At 75.7% G+C, this 22,096-nt stretch carries 21 protein-coding genes; 12 read left to right on the plus strand and 9 right to left on the minus strand.

Features of this window, described 5'->3' with window-relative positions; all coding sequences use genetic code 11:
• On the plus strand, positions 1 to 280 hold a 280-nt coding region (locus ABZ573_RS23985; RefSeq protein WP_358121133.1), incomplete at its 5' end, for a C39 family peptidase.
• A 108-nt stretch (positions 281 to 388) separates the two neighbouring features.
• Here the strand turns inward: ABZ573_RS23985 and ABZ573_RS23990 are convergent.
• Complete coding sequence (locus ABZ573_RS23990) at positions 389 to 1,288, minus strand: A/G-specific adenine glycosylase (RefSeq protein WP_151454101.1); 900 nt, start codon at positions 1,286 to 1,288, stop codon at positions 389 to 391.
• Between the two features lie 143 nt (positions 1,289 to 1,431).
• On the opposite strand from ABZ573_RS23990, the gene ABZ573_RS23995 reads away from it, so the two are divergent.
• From ABZ573_RS23995 to ABZ573_RS24005, 3 genes are all read left to right on the plus strand, one after another.
• Positions 1,432 to 1,944, plus strand: a complete 513-nt coding sequence (locus ABZ573_RS23995; RefSeq protein ID WP_358121137.1) for an ACT domain-containing protein — start codon at positions 1,432 to 1,434, stop codon at positions 1,942 to 1,944.
• Positions 1,945 to 1,967: 23 nt separating this feature from the next.
• On the plus strand, positions 1,968 to 2,525 hold the full coding sequence (locus tag ABZ573_RS24000; RefSeq protein ID WP_327031110.1) for a peptide deformylase: 558 nt from the start codon (positions 1,968 to 1,970) through the stop codon (positions 2,523 to 2,525).
• Positions 2,526 to 2,673: 148 nt separating this feature from the next.
• On the plus strand, positions 2,674 to 3,396 hold the full coding sequence (locus tag ABZ573_RS24005; RefSeq protein ID WP_327029825.1) for a hypothetical protein: 723 nt from the start codon (positions 2,674 to 2,676) through the stop codon (positions 3,394 to 3,396).
• A 156-nt stretch (positions 3,397 to 3,552) separates the two neighbouring features.
• Here the strand turns inward: ABZ573_RS24005 and disA are convergent, their stop codons facing one another.
• The 4 genes from disA to ABZ573_RS24025 form a co-directional block, all read right to left on the minus strand.
• Complete coding sequence (disA, locus tag ABZ573_RS24010) at positions 3,553 to 4,734, minus strand: DNA integrity scanning diadenylate cyclase DisA (RefSeq protein WP_358121141.1); 1,182 nt, start codon at positions 4,732 to 4,734, stop codon at positions 3,553 to 3,555.
• 142 nt (positions 4,735 to 4,876) lie between these two features.
• The gene (radA, locus tag ABZ573_RS24015) at positions 4,877 to 6,331 is read right to left on the minus strand and encodes a DNA repair protein RadA (RefSeq protein WP_151454106.1); all 1,455 of its coding nucleotides are present in this window, start codon (positions 6,329 to 6,331) and stop codon (positions 4,877 to 4,879) included.
• A gap of 91 nt (positions 6,332 to 6,422) precedes the next feature.
• Complete coding sequence (locus tag ABZ573_RS24020; RefSeq protein WP_151454107.1) at positions 6,423 to 7,211, minus strand: hypothetical protein; 789 nt, start codon at positions 7,209 to 7,211, stop codon at positions 6,423 to 6,425.
• Between the two features lie 139 nt (positions 7,212 to 7,350).
• Complete coding sequence (locus ABZ573_RS24025) at positions 7,351 to 8,190, minus strand: UbiA family prenyltransferase (protein WP_358121144.1); 840 nt, start codon at positions 8,188 to 8,190, stop codon at positions 7,351 to 7,353.
• Positions 8,191 to 8,235: 45 nt separating this feature from the next.
• On the opposite strand from ABZ573_RS24025, the gene ABZ573_RS24030 reads away from it, so the two are divergent.
• The 4 genes from ABZ573_RS24030 (at position 8,236) to ABZ573_RS24045 (ending at position 12,161) form a co-directional block, all read left to right on the plus strand.
• Positions 8,236 to 9,009, plus strand: a complete 774-nt coding sequence (locus ABZ573_RS24030) for a methyltransferase domain-containing protein (protein ID WP_358121147.1) — start codon at positions 8,236 to 8,238, stop codon at positions 9,007 to 9,009.
• 44 nt (positions 9,010 to 9,053) lie between these two features.
• A complete protein-coding gene (locus tag ABZ573_RS24035; protein ID WP_358121150.1) occupies positions 9,054 to 10,220 on the plus strand; it encodes an acyl-CoA dehydrogenase family protein in 1,167 nt (388 codons plus the stop codon).
• A gap of 91 nt (positions 10,221 to 10,311) precedes the next feature.
• Entirely contained in the window at positions 10,312 to 11,400 is a 1,089-nt protein-coding gene (locus ABZ573_RS24040) for a type III polyketide synthase (protein WP_358121280.1), read from the plus strand.
• A 2-nt stretch (positions 11,401 to 11,402) separates the two neighbouring features.
• Positions 11,403 to 12,161, plus strand: a complete 759-nt coding sequence (locus ABZ573_RS24045; RefSeq protein ID WP_358121153.1) for a hypothetical protein — start codon at positions 11,403 to 11,405, stop codon at positions 12,159 to 12,161.
• An 18-nt stretch (positions 12,162 to 12,179) separates the two neighbouring features.
• Here ABZ573_RS24045 and ABZ573_RS24050 read toward each other — a convergent pair whose 3' ends face one another.
• Positions 12,180 to 12,872 carry a hypothetical protein gene (locus tag ABZ573_RS24050; RefSeq protein WP_358121156.1) on the minus strand — a complete coding sequence of 231 codons (693 nt, stop codon included), beginning with the start codon at positions 12,870 to 12,872 and terminating at the stop codon, positions 12,180 to 12,182.
• Positions 12,873 to 13,198: 326 nt separating this feature from the next.
• Here ABZ573_RS24050 and ABZ573_RS24055 point away from each other — a divergent pair, with 326 nt between their 5' ends.
• From ABZ573_RS24055 to ABZ573_RS24070, 4 genes are read left to right on the plus strand one after another with little or no spacing between them, the layout of a single operon-like run.
• Positions 13,199 to 13,684 carry a CarD family transcriptional regulator gene (locus tag ABZ573_RS24055; RefSeq protein WP_091626665.1) on the plus strand — a complete coding sequence of 162 codons (486 nt, stop codon included), beginning with the start codon at positions 13,199 to 13,201 and terminating at the stop codon, positions 13,682 to 13,684.
• 56 nt (positions 13,685 to 13,740) lie between these two features.
• Positions 13,741 to 14,436 (plus strand): 2-C-methyl-D-erythritol 4-phosphate cytidylyltransferase, encoded by a 696-nt coding sequence (ispD, locus tag ABZ573_RS24060; protein WP_132239894.1) that lies wholly within the window; start codon positions 13,741 to 13,743, stop codon positions 14,434 to 14,436.
• Between the two features lie 16 nt (positions 14,437 to 14,452).
• Positions 14,453 to 14,935: a 2-C-methyl-D-erythritol 2,4-cyclodiphosphate synthase gene (gene ispF / locus ABZ573_RS24065; RefSeq protein WP_089003124.1), complete on the plus strand. Its 483-nt coding sequence runs from the start codon at positions 14,453 to 14,455 to the stop codon at positions 14,933 to 14,935.
• Between the two features lie 10 nt (positions 14,936 to 14,945).
• Positions 14,946 to 15,971 carry a tetratricopeptide repeat protein gene (locus tag ABZ573_RS24070; protein ID WP_151454113.1) on the plus strand — a complete coding sequence of 342 codons (1,026 nt, stop codon included), beginning with the start codon at positions 14,946 to 14,948 and terminating at the stop codon, positions 15,969 to 15,971.
• A 148-nt stretch (positions 15,972 to 16,119) separates the two neighbouring features.
• Here the strand turns inward: ABZ573_RS24070 and ABZ573_RS24075 are convergent, their stop codons facing one another.
• Genes ABZ573_RS24075 through ABZ573_RS24085 form a run of 3 tightly spaced genes read right to left on the minus strand, consistent with a single transcriptional unit; the run spans position 16,120 to position 22,049 of the window.
• Entirely contained in the window at positions 16,120 to 17,970 is a 1,851-nt protein-coding gene (locus ABZ573_RS24075; protein ID WP_358121159.1) for a thiopeptide-type bacteriocin biosynthesis protein, read from the minus strand.
• 13 nt (positions 17,971 to 17,983) lie between these two features.
• A complete protein-coding gene (locus tag ABZ573_RS24080; protein ID WP_358121162.1) occupies positions 17,984 to 20,905 on the minus strand; it encodes a TOMM precursor leader peptide-binding protein in 2,922 nt (973 codons plus the stop codon).
• Between the two features lie 16 nt (positions 20,906 to 20,921).
• Positions 20,922 to 22,049: a lantibiotic dehydratase C-terminal domain-containing protein gene (locus tag ABZ573_RS24085; RefSeq protein ID WP_358121165.1), complete on the minus strand. Its 1,128-nt coding sequence runs from the start codon at positions 22,047 to 22,049 to the stop codon at positions 20,922 to 20,924.
• Positions 22,050 to 22,096: the final 47 nt, after the last annotated feature.

Consider the following 22,096-nt stretch of genomic DNA (forward strand, 5'->3'; position numbering starts at 1 on the left):
CGCCAAGGCCGACGACAAGCAGACCGACAAGCTACGCGGCGACATCGTCACCGCCATCGACGAAGGCCACGCCATCGTCGCCAACATCGCCGGCACCGCCACCGACACCGACGGCACCACCCACTCCTTCGAAGGCGGGCACTACATCAGCGTCGTCGGCTACCGCGACAACGGCAACACCGTCACCATCGCCGACTCCGCCAACCCCAACCAGGCCTCCTACCGCATGAGCGTCGACAACCTCGCCGACTGGATCGCCACCCGCGGCTACACCGCCTGACACACCACACCCCAACGACAAGGGCCGGCCCCCACAACGGGGCCGGCCCTTTCGTCACGCCAGGGGCTGGCCCACGCCGACCCGGCGCCGCCCAGCGTCCGCGCCGGGTCAGCCCACCGGGACGGGTGGCCCGTCGCCGACGAGGCGGAACGAGGATTCGCCGACCGGTTCCACGAGACCGTCCCGCACCAGTCCGGCGAGCGCCCGGGACCGCTGGACGTCGTCGGCCCACACCTGGTCGAGCCGCTGGTGCGGCACCGGCCCGGCCGTCTCCCGTAGTACGCCGAGCAGCAGCCCGCGTACCTGGCGGTCGGTGCCGGCGTACCGCTGGGGGCGGCGGGTCGGACCCGCGGGCGCCTCGCGGCCGGACGCGCGCCAGGCGCAGACCGATTCGACGGGGCAGACGCCGCAGCGGGGCGACCTGGCGACGCAGACCACCGCGCCCAGCTCCATGAAGGCCGCGCTGGCCAGGGCGGCGGCGGCCGGTTCGACGGGGAGCAGTTCCTCGGTGGCGACCAGGTCGGCCGGGCGGGTCGCCGGGCCGGCGTCCGGTTCGCCGGCGATCGCCCGGCAGACCACCCGCCGCACGTTGGTGTCGACCACCGGGTGCCGCTGACCGTACGCGAACGCGGCCACCGCCCGGGCCGTGTACGTGCCGACGCCCGGCAGCGCCAGCAACTGGTCCAGCCGGTCGGGGACCTGCCCGCCGTGCCTCTCGACGATCGCCAGCGCGCAGTCGCGCAGCCGCACCGCCCGACGGGGATAGCCGAGCCGCCCCCACATCCGGATCGCCTCGGCGGGGCTGTCCGCCGCCAGCGCGGCCGGTTCGGGCCAGCGCGCCAGCCAGGCCTCCCAGGCGGGGAGCACGCGTACGACAGGCGTCTGCTGGAGCATGACCTCGCTGACCAGGATGGCCCACGGGGTCACGTCGGGTCCGCGCCATGGCAGGTCGCGGGCGTTCTCCTCGTACCACCGGCTGACCAGGGTGGCGAAAGTGGGCTCAGACATCGCGTCGCCGATGATGTCACGCGTCCCGTCGCCGGGGCGGTGCGGGCGACGGTGCCACGACGGGGCGCCACTACCGTCCCGCTGGCTGGGCGGTCCGGGCGGGGCGCTGCCGCGGCGGCGGACGGATCGGGCAGAATGCCCGGATGAACGAGCTCGCGATCACCGTCATCGGCCGGGACCGGCCAGGCATCGTGGCCGACGTCGCCGAGCTGCTCGCCCGGCTCGGCGCGAACCTCACCGACAGCACCATGACCCGGCTGCGGGGGCACTTCGCGATGACCCTGATCTGCGTCGGCCCGGCCGCCGCCGACGTCGAGGCCGCGCTGGTGCCGCTCTCCGCCGACGGTCAACTGCTGGCCACCGTACGCGCGGTCACCCCCGACGGCGAGACGGCTCCCGCCGGCGAGCCGTACGTGCTGGCGGTGCACGGCGCGGACCGGATGGGCATCGTGGCGGCCATGACCCGGGTGCTCGCCGACGCCGGCGGCAACGTCACCGACCTGAGCACCCGCCTCACCGGCTCGCTGTACGTGGTGGTCGCCGAGGTGGAGTTGCCGCCCGGCACGGCCGACGGGCTGGCCGGGCGGCTGGCGGCGACGGCCGAGGAGTTGGGCGTCGGGGTGACCCTCCGGCCGGCCGATCCGGACCTGCTGTGACCGGCGCGGGGCGCGGACCGGAGATCGAGGCGTACGTCGGCCTCGGCGACTGGACCCCGGAGTCCCTGGCCGTTCCGGGGGAGGTGCGGCCGGTGGTGTGCGCGCCGGAGCAGGTGCTCAGCCGCTCCGGCAGCGAGGTGGATCCGACGGCGGCGGAGACGGTACGGCTGGCCGCCGACCTGATCGCCACCATGCGGGTGTCCCCGGGCTGCGTGGGGCTGGCCGCCCCGCAGGTCGGTGTGGGTGCGCAGGTCTTCGCGGTGGACGTGACGGGCCACCCGAAGGCGCTCACCGTGCACGGCACCTTCGTGCTGTGCAACGCCCGGGTCGTCGAGGCGAGCCGGTGGAAGGTGGCGCGCGAGGGGTGCATGTCGGTGCCCGACCTGACCGGGGACGTCAAGCGGGCAAGCCGGCTGGTGGTGGAGGGCGTCCTGCCCGGCACCGGCCGGCCCGTACGGCTGGTGACGGACGGGTTCGAGGCGCGGGCCCTCCAGCACGAGATCGACCACTGCGCCGGCCTGCTCTTCCTGGACCGGGTCGCGGGTGCCCACGCCATCTACCAGCGCAAGGTGTACCTCTGAGTGCCGGCGGCGCGGCGACCCAGCGTCGCCGGCGGGACACGGTCGGCAGCCGGAGCCGTCGCATGTGGAGGGTCGGTGCGGTGAGCGGTGGGCGACTCGGCGCGTCGTGCGGGGCTGGCGTGCCCCGCGCCGCTACGGTGGGGACATCATGCGTCTGACGGTCGGCCCCCTGTCCCCCGCCGTGTACTGGCGGCGTCGCGCCGTCGTACTCGGAGCCGGGCTTCTCTTCCTGATTGTCCTGCTCTATTCGTGCACCGGATCGGACCGGAACGCGAAGAAGGGCGGTGACGCGCAGCCCACTCCGGGCGCGACGTCGTCCGGTGCCTCGCCGGAACCCACCGGTTCGGTGCTCGCCCCGCAGACCGGGGGGCCCTCGCCGGGTGCGGCGGACGGCCCTGACGCCGAAGATCCGTCGGGCGAGCCGGTCACCACCGACTCGCCGCCGGTGGCACCCGTCGTGCCGGCCGCCGGTGACGGCGCCTGCACGGACGCCGAGATCACGGTGACCCCGGTGGCCCAGCCCGCCTCGGTGGTCCGGGGGGCCGTGGTGGACCTCCGGCTCAAGATCAAGAATCGCTCCGAGCGGACGTGCAGCCGCGATGTCGGCGCCTCCGTGCAGGAGCTGTTCATCAAGTCGGGGGCCGAGAAGGTCTGGTCGTCCGACACGTGCGGCACCGCCCAGGGTTCCGACGTGCAGTCCTTCACCCCGGGCTTCGAGCGCGCCTACCAGGTGGGCTGGAACGGCCGCGACACCACCAAGTGCGCCAACGGGGTGGCGGCGGGCCCCAACCCGCCGGCCGGCACCTACCAGGTCTACGCCCGGGTCGGCACCAAGCTCAGCGAGCCGGTCAAGCTCACCGTCACCGACTGACCACCCGTGGGCCGGGCGGCCAGCCGGACACTGGGCTGCCGGACAGACCGGGCCGCCGCGCGGTCGGTCGGCCGGGCCGGGCCCGCCCGACGGATGGCGGTGGCGGTGTGGCCCCGGAAGCTGTGACCGTGTGGGCCGGGCCGGCGTACGGCCGGGTCAGACGTAGCGTTCGAGGATCGACGCCTCGGCGAGGCGGGACAGCCCCTCGCGGACGCCCCGGGCGCGCGCGTCGCCGACCCCCTCGACGGCCTGGAGATCCTCGACCGTGGCGCCCAGCAGCCGCTGGAGACTGCCGAAGTGCACGACGAGGCGGTCGACCACGGCGACCGGCAGCCGGGGCACCTTGGCCAGCAGCCGGAACCCGCGCGGGCTGACCGCCGCGTCGAGCGCGTCGGACGCGGCCGGGTAGCCGATGGCCTTGGCGACCGCGACCAGGTCGATCAGCTCGGTGGCGCCGAGCAGATCCAGCTCCACCAGGGCCTCGTCGAGGGTGCGGGACTTCCGGCCGGCCGGCAGGTAGTCCCGGATCACCAGGGTGCGGTCGGCGTCGACGCCGGCCATCAGCTCGTCGAGCTGGAGGGCGAGCAGGCGACCGTCGGTGCCCAACTCCACCACGTAGCCGGCGATCTCGTCGGCGATCCGGCGGACCATCTCCAGCCGCTGCACCACCGCGACCGCGTCCCGTACGGTGACCAGGTCCTCGATCTCCAGGGCGGAGAGGGTGCCGGAGACCTCGTCGAGCCGGAGCTTGTAGCGCTCCAGCGTGGCGAGCGCCTGGTTGGCACGGGACAGGATCGCCGCCGAGTCGTCCAGCACGTGCCGCTGGCCGTTGACGTAGAGGCTGATGATCCGCATCGACTGGCTGACCGAGATGACCGGGTAGCCCGTCTGCCGGGCCACCCGCTCCGCCGTGCGGTGCCGGGTGCCGGACTCCTCGGTCGGGATGGTGGGGTCGGGCATCAGGTGCACGGCGGCCCGCACGATGCGGGTGCCGTCGCTGGAGAGCACGACCGCGCCGTCCATCTTGCACAGCTCCCGCACCCGGGTGGCGGAGAACTCGACGTCGAGCGGGAACCCACCGGTGCAGAGACCCTCGACCACCTTGTCGTAGCCGAGGACGATCAACGCGCCCGTCCGGCCGCGCAGGATGCGCTCGAGGCCGTCGCGCAGGGCGGTGCCCGGGGCCATCAGGGCCAGGTTCGCCCGCAACGGGTCACCGACGCCCCCGGCGCCGCCGGTCACGGTCACGCTGATCGCGCGGGCGGGGGAGCCCACGGCGCCGGTGCGGGCGTGGGGTGTCGCGCCAGCAGGCTTGGCGGTGTCGCGGTCGATCGGCACGGACACAGTCTACGGACTGCCCTGCGGTGGGTGCTGTCGTGGTTACTGTGATGTGTCACGATGCCCCACCTCGCCCGGACCGTGGGCTGGCGTCCGGGCTGTCCGGTATCGGACCGGACGTTCCGCCGACCATTCTCGGCGGTCACTCGGCGGAGGCCCGGGCGACGGCCTGGAGCGCCGAGCGTACGTCGGTCACCTCGATCACCCGCATGTGCTCCGGCGTGACGCCGGTGCTCTCGGGGCCGCAGCCGGTCGGCACCAGCGCGAGCCGGAAGCCGAGCCGGGCCGCCTCGGCCAGCCGGCGCGGCACGGCGCCGACACGGCGCACCTCCCCCGTCAGGCCGACCTCGCCGATCGCCACCAGGTGCGGCGCGATGGCCAGGTTGAGCCCGCCCGAGGCGACGGCGAGGGCCACGGCGAGGTCGGCCGCCGGCTCCACCACCCGGATGCCGCCGACGGTGGCCGCGAAGACCTCCCGGTCGTGCAGGGTCAGGCGTTCGGTGCGTCGCTGGAGCACGGCCAGCACCATCGCGAGCCGGGCCGAGTCGAGCCCCGAGACCGTCCGCCGGGGCGAACCGGCCACGGTCGCGCCGATCAGCGCCTGCACCTCGGTGACGAGTGCCCGGCGCCCCTCCATCGCCACCGTGACGCAGGTGCCGGGCACCGGCTCCGAATAGCGGGTCAGGAAGAGCCCGGACGGGTCGGCCAGGCTGCTGATGCCGCCCTCGTGCATCTCGAAGCAACCCACCTCGTCGGCGGCGCCGAACCGGTTCTTCACGCCGCGCACCATGCGCAACGAGGAGTGCTTGTCGCCCTCGAAGTGCAGCACCACGTCGACCAGGTGCTCCAGCACCCGGGGCCCGGCCACCTGGCCGTCCTTGGTGACGTGGCCGACCAGCACGGTGGCGATGCCCCGCTCCTTGGCCACCGCGACCAGGGCGGCGGTGACCGCCCGCACCTGGGTCACCCCGCCCGACACGCCCTCGGCGTTGTTGGTGGAGATGGTCTGCACCGAGTCGAGCACCAGCAGGCCCGGCTTGACCGCGTCGAGGTGACCGAGCACCGCGGCGAGGTCGCTCTCGGCCGCGAGGTAGAGCTGGTCGTGCAGGGCGCCCATCCGCTCCGCGCGCAGCCGGACCTGGCTGACCGACTCCTCGCCGCTGACCACCAGCGAGGGGCTGCCGGCGCCGGCGGCCCACTGCTGGGCCACGTCGAGCAGCAGGGTGGACTTGCCGACCCCCGGCTCCCCGGCGAGCAGCACCACCGCGCCGGGGACCAGGCCGCCGCCGAGGACGCGGTCGAGCTCGCTGACCCCGGTGGGGCGGGCCCTTGCCGGTGCGGCGCTGATGGTGGCGATCGGCCGGGCCGGCTCGGCCGGCATCCGGGAGCTGACCACCTTTCCGGAGACCGTCGGGCCGGTGACCGTGCACTCGACCACCGAGCCCCACTCGCCGCACTCCGGGCAGCGCCCGACCCACTTCGGCGGCTGGTGCCCGCAGGCGTCGCACTCGTAGGCCGGCCGGGGCTCGCGAGCGGCGGCCCGGCCGCGCCCGCCGGCCCCGCCAGCGCGGGGGGAGCTCGATCGGGAGGTGGTCACACCGGGACGTTAGTCCCCCGGTATGACGAAGACACCGCCGGCGTGGCGGTCACCACGCCGACGGTGTCGTCGGAAACAGCGGGGCGGAGGGTCAGTGACCGCCGCCCTCGTTCTCCTCGTAGCCGCCCAGGCGCTCGACGATCTTCGACGGGGGCGCGGCCGGGGTGAGCGGCACGGCGACCGGGGCCGGGCCGGTGACCGTGGCACCGTTGCCGAAATCGAAGGTCAGGGTGACGTTCTGGCCGGAGCGCAGCGCCTCGTTCAGGCCGATGAGCTGGAAGACCCGGTTCGACTGGGCGCTGAGCTGCACGTAGCTGAGCGGCGGAATCTCGATCCGGGCCGGCTCGCCGGCCGGCGCGGCCGGGCTCTCGGGGGCCGGGCTCTCCGGGGCACCGGGGCTGACCGACTCCGACGGGCTCTCGGAGGCGCCCGGGCTGGCCGATCCCGACGGGCTCTCGGGGGCGCCCGGGCTGGCCGACTCCGCCGGCGAGGGCGACCCGGAGGGGGCGGGCGACTCCGACTCGCTCGGGGACGCAGACGGGCTGGCCGAGGCGCCGGTGCCGGTGATCACCACCTCGCGCGCGCTGTCGGTGGTCACGGTCACGGTCACCGGGTTCGGCGAGTCGTTGTAGATCACGGCGCTCAGGACGGCGTTGGCACCCGCCTTGTAGCCCTCGGTGCCGGGGAACTCGACCAGCAGGCCGCGGACCGCGTAGGCGCCGTTGCCGGCCGACAGGTTGACGCCCTGGACCGACGGCGCCTTGTTGGCGGTCTCGGAGACCTGGCCGGCGCCGCAGCCGGACAGCAGCAGCCCGGTCGCCGCGGCCATCCCGGACAGCAGCAGGGCCGCCCGCCGGGAACCCCTGATCGAGCGCGTCACGTCGGTCCTCCTCGTCACGATCCCACCCGGTGCTCACGCCGGGCATGGTGGCCATGCCCGCGCAGACCGCGCTCCAGGGTAGTTGGGCCTGATCCACGCCCGCACGCCGACCCGGAGATGGCACCCGGGGGGACGCGCGTCACACCAGTCGGCCGCTCGTGACGAGCAGGACGACGTCGATGAGGGCGACCAGCATCACGGCCCGGAAGGCGGCCACCTGCCGGCCGCCGGCCCGGGTGGTGGCGCGTCCCGCGTACCAGCTCAGCGGCGGCACCACGACGGCGGCCACGACCGCGGCGAGGCCGACCCCCGACGGCGGCCCGGGCGGCCCGAGGACCAGCGTGGCGGTCGCCGCGAGCAGCAGCAGCGCGGCGGCGGCCCGGCTGCCGGCCGGACCGAGCCGGTGCGGCAGCCCACGCACCCCCGTCCGGGCGTCGTCGGCCAGGTCGGGCAGGACGTTGGCGAAGTGCGCCCCGGCGCCCAGGCAGGCCGCGGCGGCGACCAGCCAGACCGGCGGCACCACCGCTCCGGGCAGCGCCAGCACGACGAAGGCGGGCAGCGAGCCGAAGGAGACCGCGTAGGGCAGCACCGAGACCGGGGTCGACTTCAGCGGCCAGTCGTAGAGCAGCGCGGAGACCAGCCCGAGGGTGGCGCAGAGCGCGGCGGCCGGGCCGGTGGCCAGCGCCAGCGCCGGGGTGGCGAGCGCGGACACCGCCGCGGCCACGGCCGTGGCGCGCCGACCGACCGCGCCGGCGGCGACCGGCTTGTCGGTACGCCCCACCGTGGCGTCCCGGTCGGCGTCGAGCGCGTCGTTGGCCCAGCCGACGGCGAGCTGGCTGGCCGCCACGGTGAGCACCACGGCGAGGATCCCGCCCGGCCGGTGCCCGACGCCCCACGCGAGCAGCCCGGCCACCGTGGTGACCGCGGCGGCCGGCTCCGGGTGACTCGCCCTGACCAGCCCTAGCACCGTTGGCGACATGAGGAAAGTCTGGTCGTTACCGGGCAGTCGTGCCACGCTCGGTCCATGCCAGACGCGGGCCGCACCCTGCCACGCAACGATCCGCGCCAGTACGACGACCTGGCCGGCGAGTGGTGGCGGCCGGACGGCGCGTTCGCGATGCTGCACTGGCTGGCCGAGGCCCGCGCGGCGCTCGTGCCGCCGGCGTCCCGCCCCGGCGCCCTCCTCGTCGACCTCGGCTGCGGCGCCGGGCTGCTCGCCCCGCACCTGGCCGGCAAGGGCTACCGGCACGTGGGCGTCGACCTCACCCGGTCGGCCCTGGCGCAGGCCGCCGCGCACGGGGCGACCGTCGTCAACGGCGACGTGACCGCCGTACCGCTGGTCGACGGCTGCGCCGACGTGGTCGCGGCGGGCGAGTTGCTGGAGCACGTGCCGGACTGGCGGCGCGCGGTGGCCGAGGCGTGCCGCCTGCTGCGGCCCGGCGGCCTGCTCGTCCTGGACACGCTGAACGACACGGCGCTGAGCCGCCTGCTGGCCGTGCGGATCGCCGAGCGGCTGCCCACGGTGCCGAAGGGCATCCACGATCCACGGTTGTTCGTGGACTCCCGGGCGCTGGTGGCGGAGTGCGCCCGGCACGGGGTCGACCTGCGCCTGCGGGGCATCCGGCCGGGGATGCCCGGCCTGCTCGGCTGGCTGGTCCGCCGGATGCGCGCCACCGGCCGCCCGTATGCGGTCCCGACCGACCGTCCGCACGCGACGGTCGCCGGCCCGCCGCCGCGGATCGTGCCGACCTGGTCGACGGCCGTGCTCTACCAGGGGCGTGGTACGCGGAGCGGATAGCGGTGCCCGTCCCTGGGTAGGGAGAGGGCCGAGAAGGGGGCTGTATGACGCAGCACGCGTTGGAGGCGGCTCGCCGCCTGGCACCGAGGCTGGCCGCCCGGGCGGCCGAGCACGACCGGGACGGCTCGTTCCCGGTCGAGGACTTCCGTGACCTGCGCGAGGCCGGGCTCTTCGGCCTGATGGTTCCCACCGCACTCGGCGGGATGGGCGCCACCTTCGCCGAGTACGCGGCGGTCGCCACCGAGCTGGCCCGGGGCAACGGCGCGACGGCCCTGGTCTTCAACATGCACGCCTCGGTCACCGGCGCGCTCGGCGCGGTGACCGAGGAACTGGCCGAGGCGCTCGGCGTCCCGGCCGAGGCGCTGGCCGCCCGGGACCGGCTGCTCACCGCCGCCGCCCAGGGCTCCTGGTACGCCGTGGCGATGAGCGAGCGCGGCGCCGGTGCCCGGCTCTCCCAGCTCAGCACCGTCTACGAGCCGGCCGACGGCGGTTGGCACCTCAAGGGCAGCAAGACGTTCTGTTCCGGGGCCGGGCACGCGGACGGTTACCTGGTGGCCGCCCGCAGCGCCGTCGACCAGTCGGTGGTCTCCCAGTTCCTGGTGCCGGCCGGCGACGGGCTGACCGTCGAGCCCACGTGGGACTCGCTCGGCATGCGCGCGACCTCCTCGCACGACCTGCACCTGGACGTGACCGTGCCGGCCGACCGGCTGCTCGGCGGCGTGGAGGGGCTGGCCCTGGTGGTCGCCCAGCTCATGCCGCACTGGCTGGTGGCCAGCTACGCCGCCGTCTACGTGGGGGTGGCCCGGGCGGCCCTCGACGCGGCGGCCGAGCACCTGAACGCCCGCAACCTCGCCGGCCTGCCGGCGGTCCGGTCCCGCCTGGGCCGGGCCGACGCGGCGGTGGCGGCGGCCCAGTTGGTGGTCGCGGAGGCGGCCCGCCGGGTGGACGAGGCGCCGGGCGACGCGGAGACCAACCGCTGGGTCTGGCGGGCGAAGCTGCTCGCCGGCACCACCGCCGCCGACGTGGCCGCGTCCGTGCTGGAGGCGGCCGGCACGTCCGCGACCCGGCGGGGACATCCGCTGGAGCGGCTCTACCGGGACGCCCGCTGCGGCTCGCTGCACCCGGCGACGTCGGACGTCTGCGCGGACTGGCTGGGCGTCGCCGCGCTGGGCGGTGACCCGGACCGCGACGGAACGGTGCCTCGTTGGTGAGCGTGGGGGGTCCGCCGGGTCGGCGGACGCGCGGGCGCACGGCCCGTCCAGGGGCGGGTTCGACCGCCCGGTGCGCAAGGCCGGACGAGAGGTGGGCATGGTGGCCGTACCGGTGATCGCGGGGCTGGGGACGGCACACCCGCCGTCGGCCGCGCAGGACGACCTGTGGGAGGGCTTCTTCTCGAAGCACTTCTCCGGCAGCACGCGGGCGCTGGCGCAGCGGATCTTCGCGCACTCGGGGGTCACCCACCGGCAGGCTGCCGTGAACCCGTTGCTGGAGGACGTATCCGACTGGCCCACGGAGCGGCGGATGCGCCGCTACCTGGTCGAGGCGCTGCCGCTGGGCAAGGAGGCGGTGGGCCGGGCGCTGACGGCCGCCGGCCTCTCCGCCGGCGACGTCGGGCTCTTCGTCGTCTGTTCGTGCACCGGGTACGCCACCCCGGGGCTGGACATCCTGCTCGCCCGGGACCTGGGCATGGCCCCGGACACGCAGCGCCTGTTCGTCGGGCACATGGGCTGCTACGCCGCGCTGCCGGGCCTGGGCGCGGCGAGCGACTTCGTCACCGCCCGGGGCCGGCCCGCGCTGCTGCTCTGCGCGGAGCTGACCAGCCTGCACATCCAGCCCTCCAGCGCCCGGGTGGACACCCAGCAGATCGTCTCCCACGCGCTCTTCTCGGACGCCGCGGTCGCCGCCGTGGTCGTTCCCGACGGCCGGGGGTACGCGCTGCGCGAGGTCACCTCCGTCACGGACACCTCGACGGCCGACCACATGACCTGGGACGTCACCGACACGGGTTTCCGGATGGGGCTGTCGCCGAAGGTGCCGCAGGTGCTCTCCACGCACGTCCGGGGCCTGGTCGAGGGGCTGCTGGCCCGGCACGGCACGACGCTGTCCGAGGTGGACGGCTGGGCGGTGCACCCGGGCGGCCCGCGCATCCTGAACGTGGTCGAGCGGGAGCTGGCCCTGCCGCCGGAGGGCCTGGCGGCGTCCCGGGCGACCCTGGACGAGCACGGCAACTGCTCGTCGCCGACGGTGTTGCTGATCCTGGACCGGCTGCGCCGGGCCGCGTCGCCGCCGCGGCGGGTGGTGATGCTGGCGTTCGGCCCCGGCCTGACCCTCTTCGCCGCGTTGCTGGAACGGACAGGAGTGAGCGGTTCGCCCGGCACGGTTACCCTCTGATGATGGACGCCGATGCGGCAGACCGGCCGGAGACCGGGCCGGACGCGGGTGGGCACACGGCTGGCGTCGGGGCCGACGATCGGCTGCGCGGCGCCGTACTGGCCGTGGCGGGGCTGGCCGCGCTGGTCGGCGGCGGCTGGTGGTGGCAGGCCGAGGCGCCCCGCACCGGCCCCGTGCCGGACCTGTCGAACGTCGCACCGGCGGACCGGGTCCGGTTCGCCGCCCCGCCGGACGCCCACGTCCGGTTCGTCGTGCCCGCTGAGGGATCCGGACGGCCCGCCAGCTTCTGGCTCGTCGACCCGCGCAGCGGCGCGACGGTGCGGACGGATCCGCGTGGCGGCGCGACGGTCCGGACGGAGACGCGTGAGGGCACGACGGTGCGGGTGGACGTCGAGGACCCGGAGCAGCGCCGCGCCGGGGACGACCCGCTCCAGGCGGGCGATGGGCGTCGGGGCAGGCTGGCCAGCTTCCCCGACACGGTCTGGACCGCCCGGGCCGTGCTCAGTCCGGCGGAGGGTCTCGTCAAGAGGGCCTCCGCCGAGGGCGGGGCGCGTCACCTGCTCCAGTACCGCTGTGTCGGCCCGGGAGAGCTGCTGATCGTGGTCGAGGGGGCCTGGGCGGCCGACCCGATCACCAGCGCCTGCGACGGCTCGGTCACGTCGACGGAGGTCACCGGCAGGGGCGGGCCGTTCCAGGTCTCGCTGTCGAGCGCCAACGCGGAGCCGCTGCGGGTCGATGCGCAGCTGGTCGCCCTGCCCTGACCACCCCGGCGGGGCGGCTCAGGCGGCGAGGCGGGTCAGGTCGGCGCGGTAGTCCTCGGCGGAATGGATCTCGGGGACCACCTTGACGAGGACGCCGGTCCGGTCCACCAGCAGCGCGGTGACGGCGCCGGGGCGGGCCGGCAGGTGCAGGAACGAGCGCAGCCCGCCGGCCGGGTCGGCGAGCGGTCGCACCGTGGCCCCGGCGGGCGGCGTGGCGCGTACGGGCCGGGTGCCGGCGACGGTGACCACCGTGACGCCGGCCGGTGCCAGGGTGGCGGCGGTGGCCACGTCGGCCGGGCAGGGACAGCCGTCCACGAGGATGATCATCGCTGGCACCAGTCCGCGCAGGGGCACCGGTGACTGGCCGGCGTCGGCCAGGTCCAGCGCGGGCAGCGGTCGACCGGCCGCCCCGGCCGGCGGCGCGTACGGGGTGGGAGTGGGCTCCGGGGTGGACCGGCCGGGCCGGGGCCAGGTGACCGCCGCGAGGCCGGCGAGGGTGGTCAGCACCGCCACCAGCAGCACCAGCAGGGCGAGGGCGAACGGGGACCGGGCCGGCGGAGGCGGGACGGCGTGCCGGGGCGTGCCACCCAGCTCGCGGCGGAGCTGTTCGGCCTCGGCGGCGAGCGCGGAGGCGTCGTCCGGCACGACCACCCGGCCCCACTCGGGTGGCAGGTCGGGCAGTCCGGGGCCGTCTGCGTCGGGCTTGCCCATCGGACCCCCAGGACGTCTCGGCGAGCGGACAGCGGCTCGGTCTCCAGCGTCCCGCACGGGGCGGGCTGCCGCTACACCTGGGCGCGTACCCGGCCGGCGGGCTACCATGGGAGGAGCGCATAGCCCTTGATCTCGACGTTCGCGTCACTCGTACCGGGACGTCATCCGAGCGTTACGGAGCGTGGTCAAACCACTGGTTTGGCGGTCTGTCAAGCTGAAGAAAGACCTCTCACAGGGCCCCTGAGCTGCGCCAACGGTCAGGACAGCGGTGAGACATCGGTGCCTGAGCGTGTTACCCTAGACACAGCGAAAGGGGTTTCGAACCTATGGTTTTCAGTGTCGGCGAGACCGTTGTTTACCCCCACCACGGGGCCGCACTCATCGAGGCAATCGAGACTCGGGTGATCAAGGGCGAGCCTAAGCAATACCTCGTCTTGAAGGTCGCGCAGGGTGACCTGACGGTCCGGGTGCCCGCCGAGAACGCCGAGATCGTGGGTGTGCGCGAGGTGGTCGGCGAAGAGGGCCTCGGCAAGGTCTTCGACGTGCTCCGTGCACCGCACACCGAGGAGCCGACCAACTGGTCGCGGCGTTACAAGGCGAATCTGGAGAAGCTGGCCTCCGGTAACCCGCTGAAGGTCGCCGAGGTCGTCCGCGACCTGTGGCGTCGGGAGCGGGAGCGGGGTCTCTCCGCGGGTGAGAAGCGCATGCTCGCTAAGGCCCGTGACATTCTCGTCGGCGAGGTCGCGCTGGCCGAGAAGAGCACCAAGGACGAGGCGGAGACGCTGCTCGACAAGGTCCTGACCGAGGCCTAGTCCCCGCAGCATCGTCGTACCCGATGCGTAGCGAACAAACCACCGAGGACCGCGACGTGACCGCGCAGCTTAATCCGTGCGGTGACGTCGCGGTCCTCGTGCCTGCGGCCGGTGCCGGCGTACGGCTCGGCCCCGGCCGCCCCAAGGCGTTGCGCCTGCTCGGTGGGGAACCCCTGCTGGTGCACGCGGTCCGCCGGCTCGCCGCCGCGCCGTCGGTGCACACCATCGTCGTGGCCGCCCCGGCCGCCGAGGTGGCGGCGGTACGTGAGCTGCTCGCCCCGGTCGCCCCGGTGACCGTGGTGCCCGGTGGCGCCGAGCGGCAGGCGTCGGTGGCCGCCGCCCTCGCGGCGGTGCCCGCCGGCCCGGAGATCGTCCTCGTGCACGACGCCGCCCGGGCGCTGACCCCGCCCGACCTGGTGGAATCCGTCGCGGCGGCCGTCCGCGCCGGACACGACGCGGTGATCCCGGTGCTGCCCGTCGTCGACACGATCAAGGAGGTCGGCGCCGACGAGGTCGTCCTCGGCACCGTCGACCGCTCCGCCCTGCGCGCGGTGCAGACCCCGCAGGGCTTCCGCCGGGCGGTGCTGACGGCCGCGCACGCCGCCGCCGGTGACCCGCTCACCGACGACGCCGGCCTGGTCGAGAAGCAGGGCGTCCCGGTGTCCTGCGTCCCCGGCTCCGAGTACGCGCTGAAGGTCACCCGCCCGTTCGACCTGGCGCTGGCCGAGCATCTGCTCGCCACGGGCGCCTGACGCGTACCCTCTTCTCATGATCGTTCCCCGGGTGGCCATCGGCACCGACGTGCACGCCTTCGAGGCGGGCCGGCCGTGCTGGGTGGCCGGCCTGCACTGGCCCGACCAGGACGGCCTGGCCGGGCACTCGGACGCCGACGTGGCCGCGCACGCCGCCTGCAACGCGCTGCTCTCGGCGGCCGGCCTCGGGGACCTGGGCGCCAACTTCGGCGTGGGCCAGCCCGAGTGGGCGGGCGCGTCGGGCGTCGCCCTGCTCACCGAGAGCGCCCGCCGGGTGCGGGCCGCCGGCTTCGCGATCGGCAACGTGTCCGTGCAGGTGGTCGGCAACCGGCCCAAGATCGGCCCGCGCCGTGAGGAGGCCCAGCGGGTGCTCTCCGAGGCGGTCGGCGCGCCGGTGACCGTCTCCGCGGCCACCACCGACGGCCTCGGCTTCCCCGGGCGCGGCGAGGGGCTCACCGGCATCGCGGTGGCCCTGGTGTACGAGGCTCCGGCCGCCTAGGCTCGCCGCGATGTCCAGCGACGCCACCTCAGACCGCTCCGCCGCCGACGGCTACCTCCAACGCGCCCAGCTCCTCGCCGAACTCGGTCGCTACGACGAGGCCGCGGCTGAGGTCTCTTACGCCGTCGCCCTGGACCCGGCCGACGCCGGGGCGCTGACCATGCTGTCCCGGGTCCACCTCGCGGCCGGGCGGCCGACGGAGGCGCGCACCGCCGCCGACGCCGCGGTCGCCGCCGCCCCCGACAGCGTTCCGGCGCTGGTCGCCCGCGCCCTCGCCCTCGGCGATCTGGAGGAGTACGCCGAGGCGGCCCGGACCGCCGACCGGATCCTGGCGCTGGGCCCCGACGACGCGTACGCGCAGAGCAGCGCCGCCGCGATCCTGGCCGGCTCGCGCAACGGGCAGCCGGCGCTGAACGCGGCCTGGCGCGGGATCGAGCTGGCACCCGAGAATCCCCAGGCGCACCTGGTGCTCGGGCTGGTGGCGGCGAACATGCAGATGTTCGACCTGGCCGAGCGCGCCTACCGGGAGGCGTTGCGGCTGGACCCGCAGCTCGCCGAGGCCCGCCACGACATCGGCGTGCTCCGGCTGGAGCAGCGGCGCTGGAGCGAGGCGCTGGAACACCTCGCCGAGGCCGCGTCGATGAGCCCCGGGCGGGTCGACTCCGGCCGGACCATCTCGCTCGGCCTGCGCCAGCTCGTGGTCTACGGCGCGGGCTGGACGATGATCACCGCCGTGCTGATCGCCTGTATGGCGCCGGGCAGCGCCGGGCTGTCCCGCGTCGCGGCGGCGTTCGCGGCGCTCGGCGGGGCGCTGGTGGTCTGGCGCTTCGCCGCCCGGCTGCCCGGCCTGTCCCGGACCATCCTGCCGAGCCTGCTCCGCTCCGACCGCACGCTGGCCCTGGCCGTCTACGCGGCAGCCGCCGCCCCGGCCCTGATCCTGCTCTACGCCCTGGTCGGCACCCCGTGGCCGCTGGTGCTCGCCATCCTCGCCGCGGTCGCCGCCGAACTCGCCGTGCTGTCCCGCACCACGGCGTGAGCCGGCACCGGCCGGTCGGCACCACCCGATCCGTCGGCTGGCCGGTCGGGGCCACCTGATCCGTCGGCTGACCCGTCTGCACCACCCGATCCGCCGGCTGGTCCGACGGGGACCGCCCGGTCCGTCGGCTGGCCCGCAGGACCCGCCCTCAGCCGAGGGCGAGGGCGTAGAGGGCGCTGGCGTCCAGCCCGTCGAGCAGCAGCAGGTGGTTGAGCTCGTCGTCGAAGAATCCGCCGAGCGGGGCGGCGGAGAGCCCGAGGGCCGTCGCGGCGAGCAGCAGGTTCTGGGCGAGGTGGCCGGTCTCCATGGCGGAGAACCGGTAGCCGCGCAGCCCGTACCGGGCCCGGGCCCGGCGCAGGTCCGCGACCACGAACAGCCAGAGCGGCACCGTCTCGACGTCGAGCCCGTCGGCGCCGGGGACGACGTCGGGACCGGTGGGCGCGAACTGCGGGGCGACCCGGGACAGCCGGTCGGTGCCCGGATCGGCTGCCACCCGCCGGAGGGCGTGCCGCTCCGGCAGGTACTCGTAGAGTGCCGCCCGCACCGAGGCGATCCGGCGGGGAAGCACCAGCAGCCGGGTGGTCGCCAGGGCGCCCGGCGTCGGGTACGCCAGTCGTCGCTGGCCGTCGGCCGCCGGCGCGGTGTCGCCCGCCGCGTAGCGCAGCAGCCGGCCCAGATCCGCCACGCCGGTCTCCGCTCGGCCGAAGTCGTACCGGGTGCGGCGCTCCAGCAACACCGTGGCGAGCGTGGTGTCGGCGAGCGCGCCCGGCGTCGGCTCGGGCAGTGCCAGGGTCACGGCGTCGGACGGGAGGGGGCGACCCGGTGCGGGCTCGACGGTACGGGGACGCTGGCTCGGCCACCGCGTACGGACGAACTTCGACCCCTGGTGGTACGCGCGGTCCGGGGCGTCGATCCCGTCGGCGTGGAAGTCCGGCGTTGCGGCCGGTGCGCCGTACGCCAGCGACGCGAGCCAGGCGAGGTGGCACTCGGCCGGGATGCTCAGCCCGAGGCGGTTGTGCAGCATGTGCAGCTGCGACGCGAGGATGCCGGGCACCGTGCCGCGCAGCCGGCCCTGCCCGTCGAGCGCCCGTAGCCGCTCGACGTAGGCGGCGACCTCGTCCGCCCAGTAGTTCACGGAGGTGGCGGCGCCCCTGCCGTGCGTGACGATGTCGGCGATGAGCCGCTGCCGGGCCGGGTAGACGGACGCGTCGGCGTGGAAGTCGCGTTCCGCCGCGATCAGGGCCAGGCCGAGGTCCTGACCGTTCGCCTCGGGCACCAGCGTCCACCCGTTGGCGTAGCCGCGCAGGAACCGGACCGCCTCGTGCCCGGTGAGGCCGCTGGCGGTGAGGAACCCGAACAGCAGGTCCACGGCCGTCGACCGGCGGCGGGCGGGTGGCGCGCCGAGCACAGCCGCGGCGACCCGGCTGGACGCGGCGAAGAGTTCCTCGGCCGCGTCGATCGCGTCCGGGCCGCCGTACCGGTCGACCTCCGGCCGGTACGGCTGTTCGACCACGGTGCCGTGCGGCTGCCAGCCCAGCTCCGGCCCACTGCCGGCCCCGTGTCCCACGCCGGCCCCGTGTCCCACGCCGGTCTCTTGCCCCACGCCCGGCCGGTCGGGCCGGTCGGTCCCGTCGGGTTGGTCGGTGTCGTCGGACTGGTCGGTCTCGCCGGGCCGGTCGGTCCCGTCGGACCGGTCGGAGGTGTGCACTCCGAACTGGGCGTACCAGTCCGCCGGGCGCAGTTCCCGGGCCGGTGGCGGCAGCGCGGCCACCGCTTCGACCAGCCCGGCGCGCATCCGCCGTACCGTCTCCGGCGTCGCGTCGGCGACCCGCCAGCGCAGGTGCGGGCCGCCCTCCCAGTACCGGACGAAGAACCAGGAGGAGATCTCGCCCCGGGCGAGCAGGTCCGTCGTGGTCGGCACGATGTGCTCCCGCAGCACCGTCTCGGTGCACTCGGAGCCGGCGTGCAGGTGGACGTGCAGGGCGGACCAGCGAGCCATGCTCGGCTCTCCTTCAGGGGAACGGGTGGGGCAGGATCAGGTGGTCGGGGGCGGCGAGCCGGGCCTGCCGCAGGCGGGGCAGGTCGACCCGCCGGTTGAGGTGCCCGAAGGTCATCGGCACGGCCCCGGGCGCGAGGATCTTCACGGCGGCCAGGCCGAGGCGGCGTTCGGCCGCCCCGGTCTGGTCCACCACCAGCGGCGGCGTCCCGGCGGCGGCCATCGCGTCGACGACCCTGCGCAGCACCTCGGTCAGGTCGGGGTGCAGCCACCGCTCGCGCCAGCCGGCGAAGTGCTCGTCGAACGGTTGCGCCGGGCCGGCGGCGGCCTCCCGCAGCGCGAAGTCGAACCGGGGCAGGGCCTGCGGCAGCAGGTGCAGCGCGGCGTGGTCCCCCAGTCCTTCCACCAGGTCGGCATCGGCGAGCATGGCGAGCAGTCGGTCCCGCGGCGGGCGGGCCACCTTCGGCGCGACGGTCACGTTCACGCCGACCTCCAGGACCGCCGCCGCGGCGGCCCGGAGGGGATCGGGATGCGCCCCGGCGGCGGAGAAGGTCGCGCCCCGGTCGGGTCGGTCGTTGACGGCGAGGGCCCAGACGGCCGGTATCCCGACGTCGCTGGTGATGTCGAGCAGGTGCAACCGGTAGCCCTCCGCCGCGATCCGGTCCGCGAGGTGCCGGGTCAGCGGATCGACGTCGGGCGGCAGCGCCAGAGCCGGCGGCGTACGGCCGGCGTACCAGGTGAGCAGGAAGGCGTCCCGCTCGATCGTCTCCAGGCAGGCGTGCAGGATCGCCTCCTCCAGGCAACCACCGACGGCGCAGCCGCTGGAGGACTCGTAGAGGAACCGGGCGGCCCCGGCACGGTCCACCCCGTAGTAGGCGGCGTGCTCCGGCACGAGGACGGGCCGATCACCCGCCAGGTCGTACGCCCACACCCAGGACGTCACCGTGTCCGGGGTGAAGGGGGCCAGCCGGTACCCGGGGTGGCGGACCGCCTCGGGCTCCGGCAGGCCCAGCCGGGCGGGATCGACGGCGTCGGCGGCGAGTTCCCGGTAACTGCCCAGCGTGGTCGTCCGGCGGGCCTGCGGGCAGCGGCCGGCCTCCCGTTCGACCGCCTCCAGAAGGGCCAGCACCTGCGCGGTCGGTTGGTCCGCCGCGCGCCCGTATCCACCGACCCGACCGGAGCGGCCGGGGACGGGCATCTCGGCCGCCGCCAGCGCGAGCGGGCCCTGCCGGTCGGTGTGGACGTGCGTCACCGGCCCGTAGCGGGGATCGACCAGTTCGGCGCGGAGCACCGCCAGGTCCGGCGGGCCGGGACGGACCCGCAGGCGGTCGGGTGCGGCCTGCCGGCGGGGGCGCAGGGCGATCGTGGCGGCCCCGGCCGAGTCGGGTGGCAGGGCACCGCAGTCCGGACAGTCCGGCACCGCTCGGATCAGGTGCCGACTGATCGCGCCGTCGCGGACCGCCAGCACGCTGGCCAGGCGCGGGTCGGCGTGGTCGGCGAGTTGGCCGGCGACCAGCTCGCCGACCAGCCCGTGCCAGTACGGCGGCAGCGGCAGCGACCGGCCGCCGGCGAGCAGTGTGGCGGTGCTGCCGGCGCCGAGGACGGCCTCCTGCCGGGTGTTGGCGCACCGCAGGCAGCCGCCGACACCGGGGCGGCTCAACGGGCCGACCTCGATCGCCGTCCCGCGCGCCCGCACCGGCAGGTACGCCCTGCCGGCCGCGTGGGCGGCCCGCTGCTCGGCCAGGTGCCGGGCCACCGGCCAGTCCGCCGCGACGCCCACCACCACGGGCCGATCCGTCCGCCGTACGGTCGAGGCGCTGACGGCGATCGCCCGGACCAGGCGGTCGTCGTCCCCGACGACCCGCACCGGAACGTCCTCCGCTGCGCCCGAACCGAGGGACGCGGTGTCGAGGCCGACCGGTGGGCGGGCCGGCACCGCTCCCGCCGTCGGTCCGGTGCCCGGTGCCCCGTCACCGGCGAGCGCCCCGGTCCGCGTGGCGGGTGCCCCGGTCCGCGTGGCGGGCGCCCCGGTCCGCGTGGCGGGTGCCCCGGTCAGCGCGGCCGGCGGCCAGGGCTGTGGGTCGGTCGGCTCGCCGACGCGCTGGACGACCCCGCCGCGCAGTGACAGCGCCGTGCCGTCGGCGAGCCCGGCCAGCACGCGTACCACCTCGTGTGCCACGAGGAACGGCAGCAGCCGGTGGTCGGTCGCCGACCCCGCCGGACCGGCGTCCGTGGCTGCGGCGGTCTGGCCTGGGGCGGTCTGGCCTGCGACGGCCTGGCCTGCGGCGGCGGGGTGACCGGCCGGGTCCAGCGGGCCGATCAGCGTGCCGTCCGGACGGATCGTCACCGGCAGCACCGCGGGCCGCAGGGAGCCGGGCGGTCGCGGTGCCGCCCCCGGCCACGGGGGAACGGGCGGCTCCCGACGCTCGCCGGGGTCCTCCGTCCGGACCCACACGACCAGGTCCGCGCCGCCGCCGTCCCCGGGCACCTCCCGCAGGGCACGGAGAGCCTCTCCAGGCGCGGTGGAGAGCCCGGAGGCGGTCAGTGCCGCCCGTACGGCCGGTGGAAGGTCGCCCTCGCCGGTGACCGCGACCGTGCACCACGACACCGCGTCCAACGCGGCGGTCGGATCCTGCGCGAGCCCCGCCAGCCAGGCCGCCAACGGATGGCCGTCCAGCGGCACCCGGACGTCGACCAGGAGGTCGTGCTCGGCGAGGAGACCGAGCAGCCAGCCCACCGCCCTGGCGGTCCGGTCGGGCAGTCCCAGGGTGGCGGTCGCCGGGTCGAGCCCCCGGCGGAGGGAGGGCTCCAGCCGTTGCCACAGCTCGCCGGCGACCGGCGGGCAGGTCACCACCGAGCTGGCCCGCCAGCCGCTCACGAGGAGCCCGCCCTCGACCGCCCGGACCAGGGTGCCCGGTCGCAGGGTCACCTCACCCACGTCGCCTCCACCCGGGTCACCCGGTGCGGGCGGTGAGGGCGTCCTGCCATGTCACGCCGTGGATCTCCTGGGTGGCCTCGGCGAGCAGGTGGGCACCGAGGTACCGCTCCAGCGGCGCGACGTCGCAGAGCGTCAGCAGTTGGTAGAGCATGTTCGTGCAGAACCGGTAGACCTGGAACTCGCGGCTCGCGGCGATCCGTTGGAAGCCCGACGCCTCCAGCGCCTGGTGGTAGGCGCTCGCCCCGCGACGGCTCAGGTCCCACCGGATCGCGGTGGCGTCGTCGAACGAGGTGGTGCGCCGCCGGAACTCGGCGGAGAACGCCCCGTCGAGCGCGCCCGCGTCGTACGCCCGCTCGGCGATCCGCCACGCCGCCGCGCTCCACGCCCGCCACGCCGCCGCCACCGGCTCGGTGGTGTCCGGCGTGGACGCCTGGCGGACCAGGTCGTGGTACCTCCCGCCGGCCCGGTCGGCGAAGGCGGCGAAGCGTGGGCGCAGGAGGTCGTTGCGCTCGCCGAAGAGGAAGTCCTCCAGGTGCGACAGGAAGGTGTGGTAGCCGGACAGCAGCCGTCCCGGCCAGGTGTCGGCGTGCGCGGCCATGGCGGTGACCACGACGCCCACCCGGGCGGCCTGGGCGTCCCCGACGAGGGCGAGCTGGTCGAGCGACACCCGCACCGGAGCCAGCCCGGCGGCGAGGACGTCGGCACGGCACTCGACCGCGCCCGGCGTGCCCAGCAGCGCGGCCAGCGCACTCTGGTCGCCGGCGGTCACCAGCACCGTGTTGTCCGGGTGGATCGGGTCGTACGGGGGCGGTACGAGTTCCGCCCGGCCGGCCGCCTCGGACCGGCGCAGCAGCAGCACCTCGTCGAGCCCGGCCCGGGACGGCGCCACCGCCAGGTGACCACGCAACCGTTCGGCGGCCTCGGCGGCGGCCGTGGCCCGTTGCGCCTCGGGGCCGCGTAGCCGCAGGCGCACGTGCGGGCCGTGCAACCAGTGCCGTTCCAGGTGGACGGCCAGCCCGGCACCGCGCAACCGCTCCGCGACGGGCAGGACGGCGTCGCGCAGCAGCGATGCCTTGGCCTCCTCGTGGTAGTGGCACACGACGTCGGTGGTCGGAGTCAGTCCGGTCGTCCTCGGCTCGGTCATGGCTGGACTCCACTCGGCTCGGTGGTGCGGTCGCACGCCGGCGCCCG

The organism is Micromonospora sp. NPDC007220 (assembly GCF_040634035.1).
Classification (GTDB): Bacteria; Actinomycetota; Actinomycetes; order Mycobacteriales; family Micromonosporaceae; genus Micromonospora; species Micromonospora reichwaldensis.

Coding starts and splice junctions, on each gene's coding strand:
- ABZ573_RS23990 (WP_151454101.1), bottom strand. CDS start 1,288: ATGTCTGAGCCCACTTTCGCCACCCTGGTCAGCCGGTGGTACGAGGAG.
- ABZ573_RS23995 (WP_358121137.1), top strand. CDS start 1,432: ATGAACGAGCTCGCGATCACCGTCATCGGCCGGGACCGGCCAGGCATC.
- ABZ573_RS24005 (WP_327029825.1), top strand. CDS start 2,674: ATGCGTCTGACGGTCGGCCCCCTGTCCCCCGCCGTGTACTGGCGGCGT.
- ABZ573_RS24025 (WP_358121144.1), bottom strand. CDS start 8,190: ATGTCGCCAACGGTGCTAGGGCTGGTCAGGGCGAGTCACCCGGAGCCG.
- ABZ573_RS24030 (WP_358121147.1), top strand. CDS start 8,236: ATGCCAGACGCGGGCCGCACCCTGCCACGCAACGATCCGCGCCAGTAC.
- ABZ573_RS24035 (WP_358121150.1), top strand. CDS start 9,054: ATGACGCAGCACGCGTTGGAGGCGGCTCGCCGCCTGGCACCGAGGCTG.
- ABZ573_RS24045 (WP_358121153.1), top strand. CDS start 11,403: ATGGACGCCGATGCGGCAGACCGGCCGGAGACCGGGCCGGACGCGGGT.
- ABZ573_RS24050 (WP_358121156.1), bottom strand. CDS start 12,872: ATGGGCAAGCCCGACGCAGACGGCCCCGGACTGCCCGACCTGCCACCC.
- ABZ573_RS24055 (WP_091626665.1), top strand. CDS start 13,199: ATGGTTTTCAGTGTCGGCGAGACCGTTGTTTACCCCCACCACGGGGCC.
- ispF (WP_089003124.1), top strand. CDS start 14,453: ATGATCGTTCCCCGGGTGGCCATCGGCACCGACGTGCACGCCTTCGAG.
- ABZ573_RS24070 (WP_151454113.1), top strand. CDS start 14,946: ATGTCCAGCGACGCCACCTCAGACCGCTCCGCCGCCGACGGCTACCTC.
- ABZ573_RS24075 (WP_358121159.1), bottom strand. CDS start 17,970: ATGGCTCGCTGGTCCGCCCTGCACGTCCACCTGCACGCCGGCTCCGAG.
- ABZ573_RS24085 (WP_358121165.1), bottom strand. CDS start 22,049: ATGACCGAGCCGAGGACGACCGGACTGACTCCGACCACCGACGTCGTG.